Below are 16339 nucleotides of genomic sequence, written 5' to 3'. Positions count from 1 at the left end.
TGCATCAGGACAGTTCGATGCGCAACTGCGGCCAGCGCCGCGTCCAGTCCTTGCCCCGCAGGCGCTGGCGGTAGACCTCGGGCTTGTTGCGGAAATGTTCGGTGGGGCGAACGCGCAGTTCGAACAGGTCGTCCAGGCCCTGCGGCGCCAGCAGCTCCAGGCCCTGGTCGGCGAGGCGCACCGCCACCGCGGTGCAGACTTCCGGCCAATGGCGCATGGCGTCGGCGACATCCGCATAGGGCGCATCGCCGTTGCGCAGGTGCATGCGCGCCTGGTTGCGCACCGACCAGGGCGCCTGCGGGCAGGCCCGGGCCAGGCGTCGCTCGAAGGCTTCGTCGGCCTCGGCCCGCAGGCAGCGGGCGTCGAAGTACAGCACGTCCACGTCCGCCAGCGGGCCGGGGGCTAGCCCGTGCAGGTGGTCCCAGACGGCGTTGCGCACGAAGCCGGCGCCGATCCAGGCGCCGGGCGGGCCGTAGTCGCGCAGGGCGCACAGCAGGTCCAGGCGTTGCGGGCAGGCGGCGAGCAGAGCGATCAGGCGCGCCGCCTGCGGGCTCACTGCAGCCACGGAGGTGGCGGCGGCTCCTCGGCGCGCGGCGGGCCATCCTGCTCGGCGCGGGCCGCCTCGCGGCGCTCCTGCTCGCGCAGGGCGGCGGCGATCTCGCGCATCACCGCATCGACGTCGGCTTCCTCTTCCGGCTCGTCGAAATGGCCGGTCAGCGGGGTGTCCGGCTGCAGCTTGCCGTCTTCGAACAGCGCCCACATTTCCTTGGCGTAGCGGGTGTCCTTGAGCTCCGGGGCGAACTGGCCGAAGTAGGCGGCCATGTTGCCGACGTCGCGTTCGAGCATGCGCAAGGCGTGGTTGTTGGCCGCCGCATCCACCGCCTGGGGCAGGTCGATGATCACCGGGCCGTCGGGGCCGAGCAGCACGTTGAATTCCGAGAGGTCGCCGTGCACCAGCCCGGCGCAGAGCATCATGACGATCTGGCGGATGAGGAAATCGTGGTACTCGCGCGCCTGCTCCGGCTCCAGCACCACGTCGTTGAGGCGCGGCGCGGCCTCGCCGTATTCGTCGGCGACCATTTCCATCAGCAGCACGCCGTCGAGGAAGTCGTAGGGCTTGGGCACCCGCACCCCGGCGTTGGCCAGGCGGAACAGCGCCGCCACCTCGGCGTTCTGCCAGGCCTCCTCCTGCTCGCGCCGGCCGTAGCGCGAGCCCTTGGCCATGGCCCGGGCCTGGCGGCTGTTGCGCACCTTGCGGCCCTCCTGGTATTCCGCGGCCTGGCGGAAACTGCGCTTGTTGGCCTCCTTGTAGACCTTGGCGCAGCGCAGCTGCTCGCCGCAGCGCACCACGTAGACCGCCGCTTCCTTGCCGCTCATCAGCGGGCGTATGACTTCGTCGACCAGGCCGTCCTCGATCAGCGGCTCTATGCGTTTGGGTGTCTTCATCAGGCTCCGTCGTCGTTCTTGTCCGGCCCAAGCGGCCGCAGCCGCTCCTTATACGACATGCGCCGGGTGACGCCCAGCACCGACCGCCGGAATCATGGTGGCGTCGTGGTCATTTCGATGCTTTCGCCCAGGGCGTCGGCCATGCGCTCGATCTCGCTGCCCAGGGCCTGGGCGTCGTCGGCGTAGCGGATGGCGATGGCGGCGAAGCCGTCGGCGACCTCGGCGAAGGCCTCCACCACCTGCGGGTCGAAGTGGCTGCCGCTGGCGGCGAGGATCTGCTGGCGGGCCTCGTCCGGCGCGAGGGTCGCGTGGTAGGGATGGCGGCTGGTCAGCTCGTCGTAGCAGTCGATCAGCGCCAGCAACCGTGCCGACAGCGGAATCTGCTCGCCGCGCAGGCCCCGCGGGTAGCCGCTGCCGTCCCAGCGTTCGTGGTGGCCGTAGGCGATCTCCTTGGCGTAGCGCAGGAATTCCGCCGGGCTGCCCAGGCGGCGTTCGGCGGCGGCCAGGGCGTCGTGGCCGATGCGCGTGTGGCTCTGCATCAGCAGCTGGTCCTCGGGGCTGAGCTGGCCGGGGTTGAGCAGCACGCGGTCGGGCACCGCCACCTTGCCGATGTCATGCAGCTGCGCCGAGCGCGCCAGCAGTTCGATCTGCTCCAGGTCCAGGCCGCCGGCCTCGCCTTCGCGCCGGGCCAGGGCGTCGGCGAGCAGGCGCATGTACTGCTCGATGCGCAGCAGGTGGCGGCTGTGCGGGTTGTCGCGCAGGTCGCAGAGGGTGGCCATGGCTTCCAGGGTGGCGTCCTGGGCGGCCTGCAGTTCGCGGCTGCGGCGGCGCACTTCCAGCTCCAGGTATTCGCTCTTGTCGCGCAGGAAGTCGGCGTTGGCCTTGAGCTTGAGGTGCGCGCGGATGCGCGCCAGGGTCACCGGCGGGCTGATCGGCTTGGTGATGTAGTCCACCGCGCCCAGGTCCAGGCCGCGCTGCTCGTCGGCGGTGCTGACCATGCCGGTGAGGAAGATCACCGGGATCTCGGCGGTCAGCGGGTCGGCCTTGAGCTGGCGGCAGACTTCGTAGCCGTCCATCTCCGGCATCATGATGTCGAGCAGCACCAGGTCCGGCCGCGGCTCGCTGGCGGCCAGGCGCAGGGCCTTGGCGCCGCTGCCGGCGACGCGCACCTGGTACTGGCCCATGAGCAGCTCGCTCATGAGCATGAGGTTGTCCGGTTGGTCGTCGACCACCAGGATCACTTCCTGGTCCGGTCGGTCCAGCATGCTGTCCAAGGTTCCACCCCTCTTGCGCTCAGATGCGGATGTCGCGCTCGCGCGACAACACCAGCAGTTTTTCCAGGGCCCGCTCGAACTCGAAGCGACGGATGCTCGCCGCGACTTCGTCGTACCCGTCATTGAAGATACTGCGCAGCAGGCCCGCGCGCTCGCCGACCAGCCGTCCGGCGCGCGGGTCGTCGGCAGCCAGCAGGTGCGCCAGGCGGCGCACCACCTGCTCGGCCTGCTGGCGCTCGGCCGCCGGCAGTTCGACCGTCGGCGGCCCCGCCGGTTCTGGCGCCTCCAGCAGCGGCGGCGCCGTCGAGGGCGAGCGCAGGATGCGCGACAGGTCGATGGGCCGCGCGTCCTCCACGTGGCCCAGGGGCAGGCGGCACCAGAACAGGCTGCCCTTGTCCGGCTCGCTTTCCACCCCGACCTCGCCGCCCATGGCCTCGGCCAGGCGCTTGCAGATCGCCAGCCCCAGGCCCGAGCCGCCGTAGCGCCGGGTGATGGAGTTGTCGGCCTGGCGGAAGGATTCGAACAGGCGCTCCTGCTGCGCCGGGCTGATGCCGATGCCGGTGTCGCGCAGGCCGAAGTACAGCCAGTCCTCGTCGCCGGCCTGCATGTCCAGGCGCACTTCCAGCTCCAGGGAGCCGTGCTCGGTGAACTTGAGCGCGTTGTTGCCGTAGTTCATCAGAATCTGCCGCAGGCGCAGCGAGTCGCCCAGCAGGTGCGAGGGCAGCCGCGGGTCGATGTGGCATTCCAGGCTCAGGCCCTTGCCCGCGGCGCGGATCGCCAGCAGGTCGACCAGCTCGCCGAGCAGGCGCTCCAGGTCGAAGTCCAGGTGCTCGAACTCCAGGCGCCCGGCCTCCACCTTGGACAGGTCGAGGATGTCGCTGATCAGCTCCAGCAGGTACTGGCCCGAGCCCTGGATCTTGCCCAGGTAGTCGCGCTGCTGCGGGTCCAGGGCGGTCTGTTCGAGCAGGTGCGCCAGGCCGATGATGATGTTCAGCGGGGTGCGGATCTCGTGGCTGACGTTGGCCAGGAACTCGCTCTTCAGCCGCGCCGCCTGCTCGGCCAGGTCGCGGGCCTGGGCCAGGGCTTCCTCGGTGGCCTTGCGCGCGGTGATGTCGCGGCTCACCCCGACCAGCCCGAGCAGCGCGCCGTGGTCGTCGTGGAAGGCGCTGCGCAGGGTGTCGAACAGCACCCGCCGGCCATCCGGGTAGACCACCCAGCCCTCGCTGGCGAACGGCTGGCTGGCCGACAGCGCCTGGCGGTCGCGCTCGCCGCGGCCGGCGCTGGCGGCGTCGCTGAACAGCTGGGCGTCGCTGCGCCCGATCACCTCCTCGGCCGGCAGCCCCAGGCATTCGGCGAAGGCGTGGTTGGCGCCCAGGTAGCGGCCTTCGGTGTCCTTGAACCAGATGGGGTCGGGGATGGCGTTGATCAGCGCCAGCAGGGTGCGCCGCTGGCGGTGCTCCTCGGCCTCGGCGCGGGCGCGCTCGGCCACCTGGATCTGCAGGCGGCGGTTCCAGACCAGGACGAAGGCGAGCAGGGCGAAGAAGCCCGCCACGTAGGGCCAGGCCGCCTGCAGCAGCTGCATCCAGTCGAAGGCGTCGATCTGCGGCAGCCAGCGCTGGCGGATGCGCTCCTGCTCGCCGTCGTCGATGCTGGCCAGGGCGCGGTCGAGCAGCGGCACCAGGGGCGCCAGCTCGCGGCGCACGGCGAAGCGCACCTGGCTGTTGTCCAGGCCGCTGTCGCCGCGCACCTCCAGGTTGCTCAGGTTGAGCTGGCCGATCAGGTAGTTGGTCGAGATGAGATTGCCCACGTAGGCGTCGGCGCGCCCGGAAGCCACGGCCTTGAGGGCTTCGGCGGTGTCGTCGACGATGACGAAGGCCACCCCCGGCACCGCCGTGCGCAGCAGGTCGTGCACGGCGAAGTCGCGCTCCACGGCCACGCGCTTGCCGGAGAGGTCGTCGAGCACCCGCACGTTGCTGTCGCGGCGGGCGAAGATCAGGCTGCTGGTGCTCAGGTAGGGCTGGCTGAAGGCGAGGAAGCGCTCGCGCTCGGGCGAGCGCGCCACGGTCGGCAGCAGGTCGACCTCGCCCTTGCGCGCCGCTTCGATCACCTGCGCCCAGTCGTCGAAGGTCTGCGTCTGCAACTGCAGGCCCAGGCGCTGGGCGACCTGGTTCAGGTAGTCGGCGCTGATGCCCTGGAACCCGCCCTGGGCGTCGACCATCTCGAACGGCGGCCAGCCATCGCGGGAAATGCCCACCCGCAGCGTCGGGTGGGCCTCCAGCCAACTGCGTTCGTGGCCGCTGAGCGCCAGTTCCGCGCCCCACAGCGGCGGGCACAGCAGGAGGCAGAGCAGCAGGCAATGGCTAAGGAGTCGGCGGCAGGGCATGGCGGGCTCTCGACGGACCTCCTGCAAGCGTAGCCGGCAGTTTGAAAAGCGATTACGGATTGCCCGCCCGCCGGGTGACGCCGACAATTTCCCCATGTACCCGGTCCTCCCTGGAGAGCGCCATGCCCCCACTTCCCGATGACGAACGCTGCTGGCAGGCGGTCTGCGAGCGTGACGCGGGCTTCGACCAGCGTTTCGTGTTTTCCGTTCGCTCCACCGGCGTCTATTGCCGGCCGAGCTGCCCGGCACGGCGGCCGAGCCGCGCCAACGTGCGCTTCCACGCCGACGCGGCGGCCGCCGAAGCCGCGGGCTTCCGCCCGTGCAAGCGCTGCACGCCCGACGGCGAGAGCCCGGCGCAGCGCCTGGACGCCCTGGTCGCCGCCGCCTGCCAGTTGCTGGAGCAGGCCGAGCGCCCGTTGACCATGGACGAACTGGCCGCGCGCATCGGCCTCTCGGCCTCGCACCTGGCCCGCGCCTTCAAGGCGCGCACCGGCCTGACGCCGCGCGCCTGGGCCGAGGCCCGCCGCCAGCAGCGCCTGGCCGCCGCCCTGCCGCAGGCGCGCTCGGTGCTCGATGCCGCCCTGGAGGCGGGCTATTCCGGCACCCGCGCGCTCTACGAGGCGCCCACCGCGCTGAGCCCGGCGCAACGCCGGCAGAAAGGCGCCGGCACCCGGCTGCGCTATGCCATCGCCCCCTGCCCGCTCGGCCAGGTGCTGCTGGCCGCCAGCCCGCGGGGCGTCTGCGCCCTGCTGTTCGGCGACGCGCCGGAGCAGCTGGAGGCGGAACTCCGCCAGCGCTTCGCCGCCGCCGAACTGCAGCGCGACGACGCCGGCCTGGGCGACTGGCTGGGCCGGGTGCTGCGCCAGCTGGAGCAGCCCGAACGCGCCGCCGGCCTGCCCCTGGACCTGCACGGCAGCGCCTTCCAGCTGCGCGTCTGGCGCGCCCTGGCGCAGATTCCCAGCGGCCAGACGCGGCGCTACGGCGAACTGGCCGAGCAGTTGCACAGCCATCCCCGGGCCATCGCCCGCGCCTGTGCCAGCAACCCGGTGGGGCTGCTGGTGCCCTGCCACCGGGTGGTGGCCGCCGACGGCGGCAGCGGCGGCTACCGCTGGGGCCTGGAGCGCAAGCGCGAGCTGCTGCGCCGCGAGGACCAGGCGGCGCAGCAGGACGAACCGGCCTGAGCCGCCTCCGATCGGCCGGGCCCATGGCAGAGCCCTCGCTGTGCTATGGTTCGGCCCCTCGATGGACCGCCTGCAAGCCCCATGACCCTCTGGAACCTCATCACCCGTTTCGGCGACAGCTCGCTGCTGCTGCCCTGCGCGCTGTTCATCTATGCCTGGTTGCTGCTGCGCCGGGAAACGTACAACGCCAACTGCTGGCTGCTGCTGTTCGGCCTGGCCGCCGGCGTCACCCTGGTCTCCAAGCTGGCCTTCATGGGCTGGGGCATCGGTATTCCGGCGTGGAACTTCACCGGGCTGTCCGGCCACAGCATGATGGCCGCCAGCGTCCTGCCGGTGCTCTGCAGCCTGCTGCTGCCCGCCCGCCCCGCCTGGCGCCTGGCCGCCGCGGCCGGCGGCGCCGTGCTGGCGGTGCTGGTGGGCGTGTCGCGGCTGCAGATCAACGTCCATTCGCCGGCGGAAGTCTACAGCGGGCTGGCCGTGGGCCTGGCCGCCAGCGGCGCCTTCCTCTGCCTGACGCAGCGCCGCCTGCCGTCGCTGTCGCCCGTGCTGCTGGCCCTCGTCCTGCTGCTGGCCTCGCTGCAGGGCGTGACCGGCGTGCGCGCGCCCACCCACCAGATGCTCGAACGCATCGCCGCCTACATGGCCGACCGCGACAAGCCGTTCAAGCGCGGCGAGTGGGGTGGCTTCCATCGCCTGGACGCCCAGCAGACGCCAGCGGCCTGAGCCGAGATGCGCTTCGCAGGATGGGTTGAGCCTGCGAAACCCATCGGGCCACGGTGATGGGTATCGCTTCGCTCAACCCATCCTACGGTGAAATACCCTGCCTCCCTTACAGACCGCGCTGGCGCGCTCTTCGTAGGAGCGGGCCCTGCCCGCGATTCGCGCGCAGGGCGCGCTCCTACAAGGGAGCGGCGTGAGCGTTCGGAAAACCGAACGCGCGAACGGCGTCTATTCGGCAGTCCGAACACCCGTCTCGCCAACGGCCCGCCGACACTGAATATAAATCCTTTAAATTCAATCACTTAAAATAAAATCCAGGGACTGGCACGGTCCCTGCTCCATTGCTTCCCCGTGAGCATGCGGCAGCGCCGCGCTTGCCCGCCGGCCGCCAGGAGGGCCCGCCGCCGGGTACGCCTGCCGCAGGATCGACAACAACCAGAACAAGTCGAGGAAGCATCAATGCGTATCGCACCCCGTGTGCTGGGCGTGGCCATCGTCGCCGCCCTGTTCGCCACTCCGGCCCTTTCCGAGGAACTCACCGGCACCCTGAAGAAGATCAAGGATTCCGGCACCATCGTCCTCGGCCACCGTGACGCCTCCATCCCCTTCTCCTACCTGGCCGACGACCCGCGCCAGCCGGTGGGCTATTCCCACGACCTGCAGCTGAAGGTGGTCGAGGCAGTCAAGCAGGAACTGGGCATGCCCGACCTCAAGGTGCGCTACAACCTGGTCACCTCGCAGACGCGCATCCCGCTGGTGCAGAACGGCACCGTGGACATCGAGTGCGGCTCCACCACCAATAACCTGGAGCGCCAGAAGCAGGTCGACTTCTCCCTCGGCATCTTCGAGGTGGGCACCCGCCTGCTGACCAGGAAGACCAGCGGCATCAGCGACTTCGCCGATCTCAAGGGCAAGAACGTGGTGACCACCGCCGGCACCACCTCCGAGCGCCTGCTCAAGTCGATGAACGCCGAGAAGAAGATGGGCATGAACATCATCTCGGCCAAGGACCACGGCGAGTCCTTCCTGATGCTCGAATCCGGCCGCGCCGTGGCCTTCATGATGGACGACGCGCTGCTCTACGGCGAAATGGCCAAGGCCCGCAAGCCCGACGACTGGGCGGTGGTCGGCACCCCGCAGTCCTATGAAATCTACGGCTGCATGGTGCGCAAGGGCGACGAGGGCTTCAAGAAAGTGGTCGACAAGGCCATCGCCGACACCTTCGCCTCCGGGCAGATCAACGACATCTACGCCAAGTGGTTCACCCAGCCGGTGCCGCCCAAGGGCCTGAACCTCGAATTCCCGATGAGCGACACGCTCAAGAAGCTGATCGCCAGTCCCACCGACAAGTCTGCCGAGCAGATGTAAGGGTGGCGCCCGGCCGCGCTCACGAGGCGCGGCCGGGCGGGGAACGGGAGCGCCAGCGGCGCTCCCGGCCTCCCCCTCCTTCCCGATCCACCACCGGAACACGCCCGCCACCCACGGGCGCAGGCGCCTGCGCGCCGCGTTCCGGCCGTTTCGACGCCCCGCACGGGGCCATCGAGGGCAACCTTCATGAACTACAACTGGGACTGGGGCGTGTTCTTCAAGTCCACCGGGATCGGCGACGAGATCTACCTGGACTGGTACATCGCCGGCCTGGGCTGGACCATCGCCGTCGCCCTCACTGCCTGGCTCCTCGCCCTGGCGCTGGGCCTGGTGCTGGGCGTGCTGCGCACCGTGCCGAACCGCTGGCTGTCGGCCATCGGCACCGGCTACGTCGAGCTGTTCCGCAACGTGCCGCTGCTGGTGCAGCTGTTCATCTGGTACTTCCTGGTCCCGGACCTGCTGCCGCAGCCGCTGCAGGACTGGTTCAAGCTCGGCCTGGCACCGGAGACCTCGGCCTTCGTCAGCGTCGTGGTGTGCCTGGGCCTGTTCACCGCCGCGCGCGTCTGCGAGCAGGTGCGCACCGGCATCCAGGCGCTGCCCGGGGGGCAGGTCGCCGCCGGCCGCGCCATGGGCTTCAGCCTGCCGCAGGTGTACCGCTACGTGCTGCTGCCGCAGGCCTTGCGCATCATCATCCCGCCGCTGACCTCGGAGTTCCTCAACATCTTCAAGAACTCCTCGGTGGCCTCGCTGATCGGCCTCATGGAGCTGCTGGCGCAGACCAAGCAGACCGCCGAGTTCAGCGCCAACCTGTTCGAGGCCTTCACCCTGGCCACGGCGATCTACTTCACCCTGAACATGAGCCTGATGCTGTTCATGCGCCTGGTCGAGCGCAAGGTCGCGCTGCCCGGGCTGATTTCCGTGGGAGGCAAATGATGGACTTCGGCTCGATCGTCCCGGCGCTGCCGGGCCTGTGGGACGGCATGGCCATGACCCTGCAGCTGACCGGCCTGGGCGTGCTCGGCGGCGTGGTGCTGGGCACCCTGCTGGCGCTGATGCGGCTGTCCCACAACCGCCTGCTGAGCAACCTCGCCGGCTTCTACGTCAACTACTTCCGCTCCATCCCGCTGCTGCTGGTGATCACCTGGTTCTACCTGGCGGTGCCCTACATCCTGCGCTGGATCACCGGCAGCGACACCCCGGTGGGCGCCTTCACCAGCTGCCTGGTGGCCTTCGTGATGTTCGAGGCGGCGTACTTCTGCGAGATCGTCCGCGCCGGCATCCAGGCCATCCCGAAAGGCCAGATGGGCGCGGCGCAAGCCCTGGGCATGACCTACGGCCAGTGCATGCGGCTGATCATCCTGCCCCAGGCGTTCCGCAAGATGACCCCGCTGCTGCTGCAGCAGAGCATCATCCTGTTCCAGGACACCTCGCTGGTCTACACCGTCGGCCTGATGGACTTCCTCAACGCGGCGCGCTCGCGCGGCGACATCATCGGCCAGCCCCACGAATTCCTGATCTTCGCCGGTCTCGTCTACTTCATCGTCAGCTTCACCGCCTCCTTCGCGGTCAAGCGCCTGCAGAAAGGGTTAGCCCTATGATCACCATCGACAACGTCAACAAGTGGTACGGCGACTTCCAGGTCCTCACCGACTGCAGCACCTCGGTCGCCAAGGGTGAAGTGGTGGTGGTCTGCGGGCCGTCCGGTTCGGGCAAGTCGACGCTGATCAAGTGCGTCAACGCCCTGGAGCCGTTCCAGAAGGGCGACATCGTGGTCGATGGCACCTCCATCGCCGACCCGAAGACCAACCTGCCGAAGCTGCGCTCGCGGGTGGGCATGGTGTTCCAGCACTTCGAGCTGTTCCCGCACCTGACCATCACCGAGAACCTGACCATCGCCCAGGTCAAGGTGCTCGGCCGCGGCAAGGACGAGGCCACCGAGAAGGGCCTGGCGCTGCTCGACCGCGTCGGCCTCAAGGCCCACGCCCACAAGCACCCCGGCCAGCTTTCCGGCGGCCAGCAGCAGCGCGTGGCCATCGCCCGCGCCCTGGCCATGGACCCGATCGTGATGCTGTTCGACGAACCGACCTCGGCGCTGGACCCGGAGATGGTCAACGAGGTGCTCGACGTGATGGTCCAGCTGGCCCAGGAAGGCATGACCATGATGTGCGTGACCCACGAGATGGGCTTCGCCCGCAAGGTGGCCGACCGGGTGATCTTCATGGACCGCGGGCAGATCGTCGAAGACTGCGCCAAGGAAGAGTTCTTCGGCGACCTGGAAGCCCGCTCCGAGCGCGCCCGGCAGTTCCTCGCCAAGATCCTCACCCACTGAAGCCCACCCATGCCCCGTAGGATGGGTTGAGCGAAGCGATACCCATCACCAGCCGGCCCGTCGCCACACCCGGCGCTGGGCTGGCCCGCTTCCGACGACTGTGATGCAATGCCCGCCCAGCCATTGACCCTGCCACCGCCGAACGTGAAGCCGAGCCTCGTGCGCAACCTGCTGTTGCCGATTCCGCTGATCCTGCTGATGCTCGGCTTCGGCTACGGCGGCTACCTGGTCAGCGCCGGCGCCGGCACCCGCGCCCTGGTCGCCAGCGGCGAGCGCCAGCTGGAACTGCACGCCCGCGGGGTGGAAAGCGAGATCAGCCGCTACACCTACCTGCCCAGCCTGCTGGAGCTGGAAAACAACGTCACCCGCCTGCTGCTGGAACCCACGCCCTACCGCCGCGACCTGGTCAACGCCTACCTCGAAGGCCTCAACCGCCGCGCCGGCAGCCGCGCCATCTACCTGCTGGACACCTCCGGCCGAGTGCTGGCCACCAGCAACTGGCAGGACGCCGACAGCTACCTGGGCGAGGACCTGTCCTTCCGCGCCTACTTCCAGGACGCCGTGCAGGGCCGCCCGGGGCGCTTCTACGGCATCGGCAGCACCGTCGGCGAGCCCGGCTACTACCTGGCCCACGGCCTGGTGCATGGCGGGCGCATCGTCGGCGTGGCGGTGGTCAAGGTGAAGATGGAAGCCCTGGAGGAACGCTGGGAGAAGGCCCAGCTGCAGGCCTTCGTCAGCGACGAGAACGGTATCATCGTCCTCTCCAGCAACCCGCAGCTGCGCCTGAAGGCGGTGCGCCCGCTCAGCGCCGCGGACAAGGAGCGCCTGGCGCGCAGCCTGCAGTACTACTGGTGGGCGCTCAACGAATGGCAGCCCAGTTCGCGCCGGGCCCTAGGCGAGGGCGTGGAGGAAATCGGCTTCCGCGACCGCGACGCCAGCGGCGAGCCGCACGCCGAGCGCCTGTACCTGAAGCAGAGCCGCCGCCTGAACGACACCCCCTGGGACTTCACCCTGCTCAGCCCGCTGCAGGACGTGCGCCGCGAGGCCATGATCCACGGCGTGCTGGCCGCGGTGGGCTTCGCCCTGCTGGCGTTCCTGCTGATCGCCTGGAACGAGCGGCGCAAGGTCCTGGCCACCCGCCTGGCCGCCCGCGAGGCGCTGCAGCAGGCCAACGACGAACTGGAGCGGCGCATCGCCGAGCGCACCGCCGACCTGCGCGCCAGCAACCAGCATCTACGCGAGCAGATCCGCGAGCGCCGCCAGGCCGAGGACACCCTGCGCAAGGCCCAGGACCGCCTGGTCCAGGCCGGCAAGCTGGCGGTGATCGGGCAGATGTCCACCAGCATCGCCCACGAACTGAACCAGCCGCTGGCGGCGCTGCGCACCCTCTCCGGCAACACCGTGCGCTTCCTCCAGCGCGGCGCCCTGGACATCGCCAGCAGCAACCTCGAAGCGATCAACGAAATGGTCGACCGCATGGGCCGCATCACCGCCAGCCTGCGCGCCTTCGCCCGGCGCGCCGACGACCACGGCCAGGCGCGCCTGGGCAAGGCGGTGGACGCCGCGCTGCGGGTGCTGCAGGTGCGCCTGAAGGACTGCCCGCTGGTCCTGCACCGCGAATTCGACGACGTGTGCCTGGGCATCGACCAGACGCGCCTGGAGCAGATTCTGGTCAACCTCATCGCCAACGCCCTCGACGCCATGAGCGAGCAGGCCGACCGCCAGCTCTGGCTCAGCGGCCGCGCCGAGGGCGCGCAATACCACCTGACGGTGCGCGACAACGGCCCGGGCATCCCGCCGGATGCCCGCGAGCACCTGTTCGAACCCTTCTTCACCACCAAGCCCGGCGAGCACGGCCTGGGCCTGGGCCTGACGCTCTCGGCCAGCCTCGCCACCGCCGCCGGCGGCAGCCTAGGCGTGGCCCACCCGGAGGCCGGCGGCACCGCCTTCGAACTCAGCCTGCCGCTGCTGCCCACTCAGGAACCCACGCCATGAGCGACGAAAAACTCCGCGTACTGGTGGTCGAGGACGACCCCCACGTGCTGCTCGGCTGCCAGCAGGCCCTGGCCCTGGAAGACCTCGACAGCGACGGCGTGGCCAGCGCCGAGGAAGCGCTGCGGCGCGTGGGCGCCGACTTCCCCGGCATCGTCATCAGCGACATCCGCCTGCCCGGCATGGACGGCCTGCAACTGCTGGCCCGCCTGCGCGAGAAGGACGCGCAGCTGCCGGTGGTGCTGATCACCGGCCACGGCGACATCGCCATGGCGGTGCAGGCCATGCGCGACGGCGCCTACGACTTCATGGAAAAACCCTTCGCCCCCGAGCGCCTGGTGGACGTGGCGCGGCGCGCCCTGGAACACCGCCGGCTCAGCCGCGAGATCGGCCAGCTGCGCCGCCAACTGGCCGGGCGCCAGGCCCTGGAGGCCCGGCTGATCGGCCGTTCGCCGGCGATGCAGGCGCTGCGCGAGCTGATCGCCAACATCGCCGACACCTCGGCCAACGTGCTCATCGAGGGCGAGACCGGCACCGGCAAGGAACTGGTCGCCCGCTGCCTGCACGACTACAGCCGGCGCCAGGCCAAGGCCTTCGTCGCGCTGAACTGCGGCGGCCTGCCGGAAAGCCTGATCGACAGCGAAATCTTCGGCCACGAGGCCCACGCCTTCACCGGCGCCGGCAAGCGGCGCATCGGCAAGATCGAGCACGCCGACGGCGGCAGCCTGTTCCTCGACGAGATCGAGAGCATGCCGCTGAACCTGCAGGTCAAGCTGCTGCGGGTGCTGCAGGAACACCAGCTGGAACGCCTGGGCTCCAACCAGCTGATCCCGGTGGACTGCCGGGTGATCGCCGCGACCAAGTCGGACCTGGGCGCCATGGGCCGCGAAGGCAGCTTCCGCAGCGACCTCTACTACCGCCTCAACGTCATCACCCTGCAGTTGCCGCCGCTGCGCGAGAGGCGCGAAGACATCCTGATGCTCTTCGAGCACTTCCTGCAGCAGTCCTCGCTGCGCTTCGACCGCCCGGCGCCGGCCATCGACAACGCCACCGCCGCCAGCCTCATGGCCCACGACTGGCCGGGCAACGTGCGCGAACTGCGCAACGTCGCCGAACGCTTCGCCCTCGGCCTGCCGGTGCTCAGCGGCAGCGGCCAGGGCCCGGACGCCAGCGAACCGCGCTTCGCCGAAGCCGTGGAAGCCTTCGAACGCAGCCTGCTGCAAAGCGCCCTGGAACGCCACGCCGGCAACCTCAGCCAGGCCGCCCTGGCCCTGGGCATGGCCAAGACCACGCTGTTCGACAAGGTGAAGAAATACGGGTTGGCGTAACGCCAATCCCTGCGGGGTTCGCGAGCAAGCTCGCTCCTACGGTTCCGGGGAAGCACGGTCGTAGGGCGTATAACGCTCCGCGTTATACGCCGCTACACCTATGCCCTCGCCAACACCGGGGTCGAACCGGGGCAATCCTCTTCCGTCGGTGGAAACGGCCAAGATCGGCTCCGAGCGGGGCGCGGCCAAGGTCAGGCGGCGTATAACCGCGAACGGTTATACGCCCTACGCGAATCGCGGACAGAGTCCCAGGGAAGCACGGTCGTAGGGCGCATAACGCCTACGGCGTTATCCGCCGCTACACCCATGCCCTCGCCGACGCAGGGGTCGAGCCGGGCGATCCTCTTCCGCCGGTGAGAGCGGCCAAGATCGGCTCCGAGCGGGGCGCGGCCAAGGTCAGGCGGCGTATAACCGCGAACGGTTATACGCCCTACGCTACACTAGCCGCCTTTCTCATCGCCGCGTCGCCGGAGCCGCCCCATGTCCGCCAAATCCGAAGCCTTCTGGAACCAGCTCTGCGCCGACGCCGGCGTCGACCCGCAGCGGCGCATGGCCGCGCGCCAGGCCATTCTGGCCGACGCGAAGGCGGTGGATGCCTGCTTCTACCGCCCCGATGACGCCGACCCGGACGCCGAGGAGCTGGACCTGGGCGACGCCAGGGTGCTCATTCTCGGCCCCTTCGAGGCGCCCGCCGACTGGGACGCCACCGAGCGCGAGGCGTTCTTCGAGGATGCCGACCCGGCGGCCTTCTTCAACGCCCTGGTGGAGTGCGAGGCCGAGCCCGGCAGCAAGGCCTTCTTCGTCCCGGAGATCGGCGATTTCGTCGCCGTGATGCCGAGCCCGGACAAGGTGCAGATGTACTTCCTGCACGACTGGCACGAAGAGGAAGACGGCTGCCATTGCGTACTGGTGCGCGACGACGAAGGTCTCTGAGCCGACACGCAACCCAGGCTTTTTCCTACAGAAGCAGCGGTGAATCTCCACTAGGCCGGGCGCCGGGCCGAACCTACAGTTGCGGGCTCATTGCACCCAGCGGCGCCCGCCATGCCCCACGATCACGACAGCCTGCCGGTGGAACTCGAAACCCACCTGCCCAACCACGCCCCGCGCATCCTGCGCGGGCGCATCAGCCTGAACGACTACCACGACCTGCTGCTGGGCGACACGCCCGCCCTGGTGCGCCTGACGGACCTGCATGGCCAGAGCGACCTGTTCATCCGCGGGGTGAACATCCGCTGGGTGATCCGCACCGACGACAGCGACGCAGCCGCCTAGGCGCCACGCCGAAACCTGCCTGGGCGCGGGCCTGGCTGAACCGAAGCTGAATATCGCCACGATTCATCGGCGCCCGGGGAACCGGGCGCCACGGCGTCAGTCACAGAGGAATCTTCGGCAACTTCCTACGCAGCCTTCGGCAGCAGCGCCGTGCGAGAGCCCACCATGCAACCGGATCAAGACACCCTCTGGGTCGAACTGGAAACCCTGGACAACGCCCAGCGCCCGCATCGCCTGCGCGGACGCATGCAACTGCGCGACTACTTCGACCTGCTGGCCGGCTGCGCGCCAAGCCTGGTGCGCCTGGATGACTGCCGCGCCGACCGCCGCGGCCCGGTGGCCGACCTGTTCATCCGCAGCGTGCACATCCTGCGGGTGATGGCCCTGGGCCCGGTGCCGGCCTGAAGCGGCCTCAGTCGGCCATTCCCTTGTAGACATAGGTCATCGGCCGCGGCCCCGGCAGGTACTCGCGGCTCAGCTCGCGCACCTGGAAACCGCCGGCCTCGATCAGCGCCGGGATGTCGCGGTCCAGGTGGCAGCCACCGGCCAGCGGCTTCCAGATCGGCGTCAGGCGGTGCTGCCAGGCGCGCACGCCGGCGTCCGGCGCCAAGCCGTGCTCGCAGAAGAGGAACTCGCCGCCCGGCTTGAGCACCCGGCGCATCTCGCGCAGCGCCGCCAGCACGTCGGGGATGCTGCACAGGGTGAAGGTGCAGACGATGGAGTCGAAGCTGCCGGCGTCGGCGCGAATCTGACCCAGCTCCAGCGCCACCATCTCCACCGGGATGCCGATGCCCGCCGCGCGCTTGCGCGCCAGGCCCTGCATCTGCGCCGCCGGGTCGACGCCGACGATTGTCGACACTTTCCCCGCGTCGTAGAAACCCAGGTTCAAGCCGGTGCCGATGCCGATCTCCAGCACCCGGCCATGGGCCCGCGGCACCAGCTTCGAACGCTGCTTCATCACCTCACCCATGCCGCAGGCGCAGTCGATCAGCCGTGGCAGCAGGTAGCGGTCGTAGACACCCATGCTCGTCTCCCCTGGCGGT

At 69.6% G+C, this 16339-nt stretch carries 16 protein-coding genes; 11 read left to right on the top strand and 5 right to left on the bottom strand.

All coding sequences use genetic code 11. The annotated features are described in order from the left end of the window. Positions 1–4: 4 nt before the first annotated feature. The 4 genes from QSJ95_RS07625 to QSJ95_RS07610 form a co-directional block, all read right to left on the bottom strand. Complete coding sequence (locus QSJ95_RS07625; RefSeq protein WP_285641342.1) at positions 5–556, bottom strand: nucleotidyltransferase family protein; 552 nt, start codon at positions 554–556, stop codon at positions 5–7. Next, entirely contained in the window at positions 553–1446 is an 894-nt protein-coding gene (locus QSJ95_RS07620; protein ID WP_285641281.1) for a PA4780 family RIO1-like protein kinase, read from the bottom strand. The genes QSJ95_RS07625 and QSJ95_RS07620 overlap by 4 nt, the downstream gene beginning before the upstream one ends. Before the next feature lie 92 nt (positions 1447–1538). Beyond that, on the bottom strand, positions 1539–2720 hold the full coding sequence (locus QSJ95_RS07615; protein WP_024128460.1) for a response regulator: 1182 nt from the start codon (positions 2718–2720) through the stop codon (positions 1539–1541). A gap of 19 nt (positions 2721–2739) precedes the next feature. Then, positions 2740–5103, bottom strand: a complete 2364-nt coding sequence (locus QSJ95_RS07610) for an ATP-binding protein (protein ID WP_285641274.1) — start codon at positions 5101–5103, stop codon at positions 2740–2742. Between the two features lie 122 nt (positions 5104–5225). Here QSJ95_RS07610 and ada point away from each other — a divergent pair, with 122 nt between their 5' ends. From ada to QSJ95_RS07555, 11 genes are all read left to right on the top strand, one after another. Then, entirely contained in the window at positions 5226–6284 is a 1059-nt protein-coding gene (ada, locus tag QSJ95_RS07605) for a bifunctional DNA-binding transcriptional regulator/O6-methylguanine-DNA methyltransferase Ada (RefSeq protein WP_009616004.1), read from the top strand. Positions 6285–6365: 81 nt separating this feature from the next. Next, on the top strand, positions 6366–7007 hold the full coding sequence (locus tag QSJ95_RS07600) for a phosphatase PAP2 family protein (protein ID WP_285641271.1): 642 nt from the start codon (positions 6366–6368) through the stop codon (positions 7005–7007). 456 nt (positions 7008–7463) lie between these two features. Continuing rightward, the gene (locus QSJ95_RS07595) at positions 7464–8372 is read left to right on the top strand and encodes a glutamate/aspartate ABC transporter substrate-binding protein (protein WP_058070656.1); all 909 of its coding nucleotides are present in this window, start codon (positions 7464–7466) and stop codon (positions 8370–8372) included. A 186-nt stretch (positions 8373–8558) separates the two neighbouring features. Further along, positions 8559–9305: an amino acid ABC transporter permease gene (locus tag QSJ95_RS07590; RefSeq protein WP_009616001.1), complete on the top strand. Its 747-nt coding sequence runs from the start codon at positions 8559–8561 to the stop codon at positions 9303–9305. Further along, entirely contained in the window at positions 9302–9970 is a 669-nt protein-coding gene (locus QSJ95_RS07585; protein WP_173427889.1) for an amino acid ABC transporter permease, read from the top strand. The genes QSJ95_RS07590 and QSJ95_RS07585 overlap by 4 nt, the downstream gene beginning before the upstream one ends. Next, positions 9967–10701, top strand: coding sequence for an amino acid ABC transporter ATP-binding protein (locus QSJ95_RS07580; protein ID WP_009615999.1), 735 nt, complete (start codon positions 9967–9969; stop codon positions 10699–10701). Before QSJ95_RS07585 ends, QSJ95_RS07580 begins: the two co-directional genes overlap by 4 nt. Positions 10702–10809: 108 nt before the next feature. After that, a complete protein-coding gene (locus tag QSJ95_RS07575) occupies positions 10810–12696 on the top strand; it encodes a sensor histidine kinase (protein WP_285641268.1) in 1887 nt (628 codons plus the stop codon). Further along, positions 12693–14021, top strand: a complete 1329-nt coding sequence (gene aauR, locus QSJ95_RS07570) for a two-component response regulator AauR (RefSeq protein WP_285641266.1) — start codon at positions 12693–12695, stop codon at positions 14019–14021. The genes QSJ95_RS07575 and aauR overlap by 4 nt, the downstream gene beginning before the upstream one ends. Before the next feature lie 480 nt (positions 14022–14501). Further along, positions 14502–14954 (top strand): hypothetical protein, encoded by a 453-nt coding sequence (locus QSJ95_RS07565; RefSeq protein WP_285641264.1) that lies wholly within the window; start codon positions 14502–14504, stop codon positions 14952–14954. A 111-nt stretch (positions 14955–15065) separates the two neighbouring features. Further along, on the top strand, positions 15066–15296 hold the full coding sequence (locus QSJ95_RS07560; protein WP_043273197.1) for a hypothetical protein: 231 nt from the start codon (positions 15066–15068) through the stop codon (positions 15294–15296). A gap of 165 nt (positions 15297–15461) precedes the next feature. Then, positions 15462–15701: a hypothetical protein gene (locus tag QSJ95_RS07555; protein ID WP_009615991.1), complete on the top strand. Its 240-nt coding sequence runs from the start codon at positions 15462–15464 to the stop codon at positions 15699–15701. A gap of 7 nt (positions 15702–15708) precedes the next feature. Here QSJ95_RS07555 and QSJ95_RS07550 read toward each other — a convergent pair whose 3' ends face one another. Beyond that, positions 15709–16320, bottom strand: coding sequence for a class I SAM-dependent methyltransferase (locus QSJ95_RS07550; protein ID WP_043273198.1), 612 nt, complete (start codon positions 16318–16320; stop codon positions 15709–15711). Between the last annotated feature and the right edge of the window lie 19 nt (positions 16321–16339).

The sequence above is a fragment of the Pseudomonas sp. NBRC 100443 genome (assembly GCF_030268185.1).
GTDB lineage: Bacteria > Pseudomonadota > Gammaproteobacteria > Pseudomonadales > Pseudomonadaceae > Pseudomonas > Pseudomonas citronellolis.
This window is presented reverse-complemented; position numbering and strand designations above follow the sequence as displayed.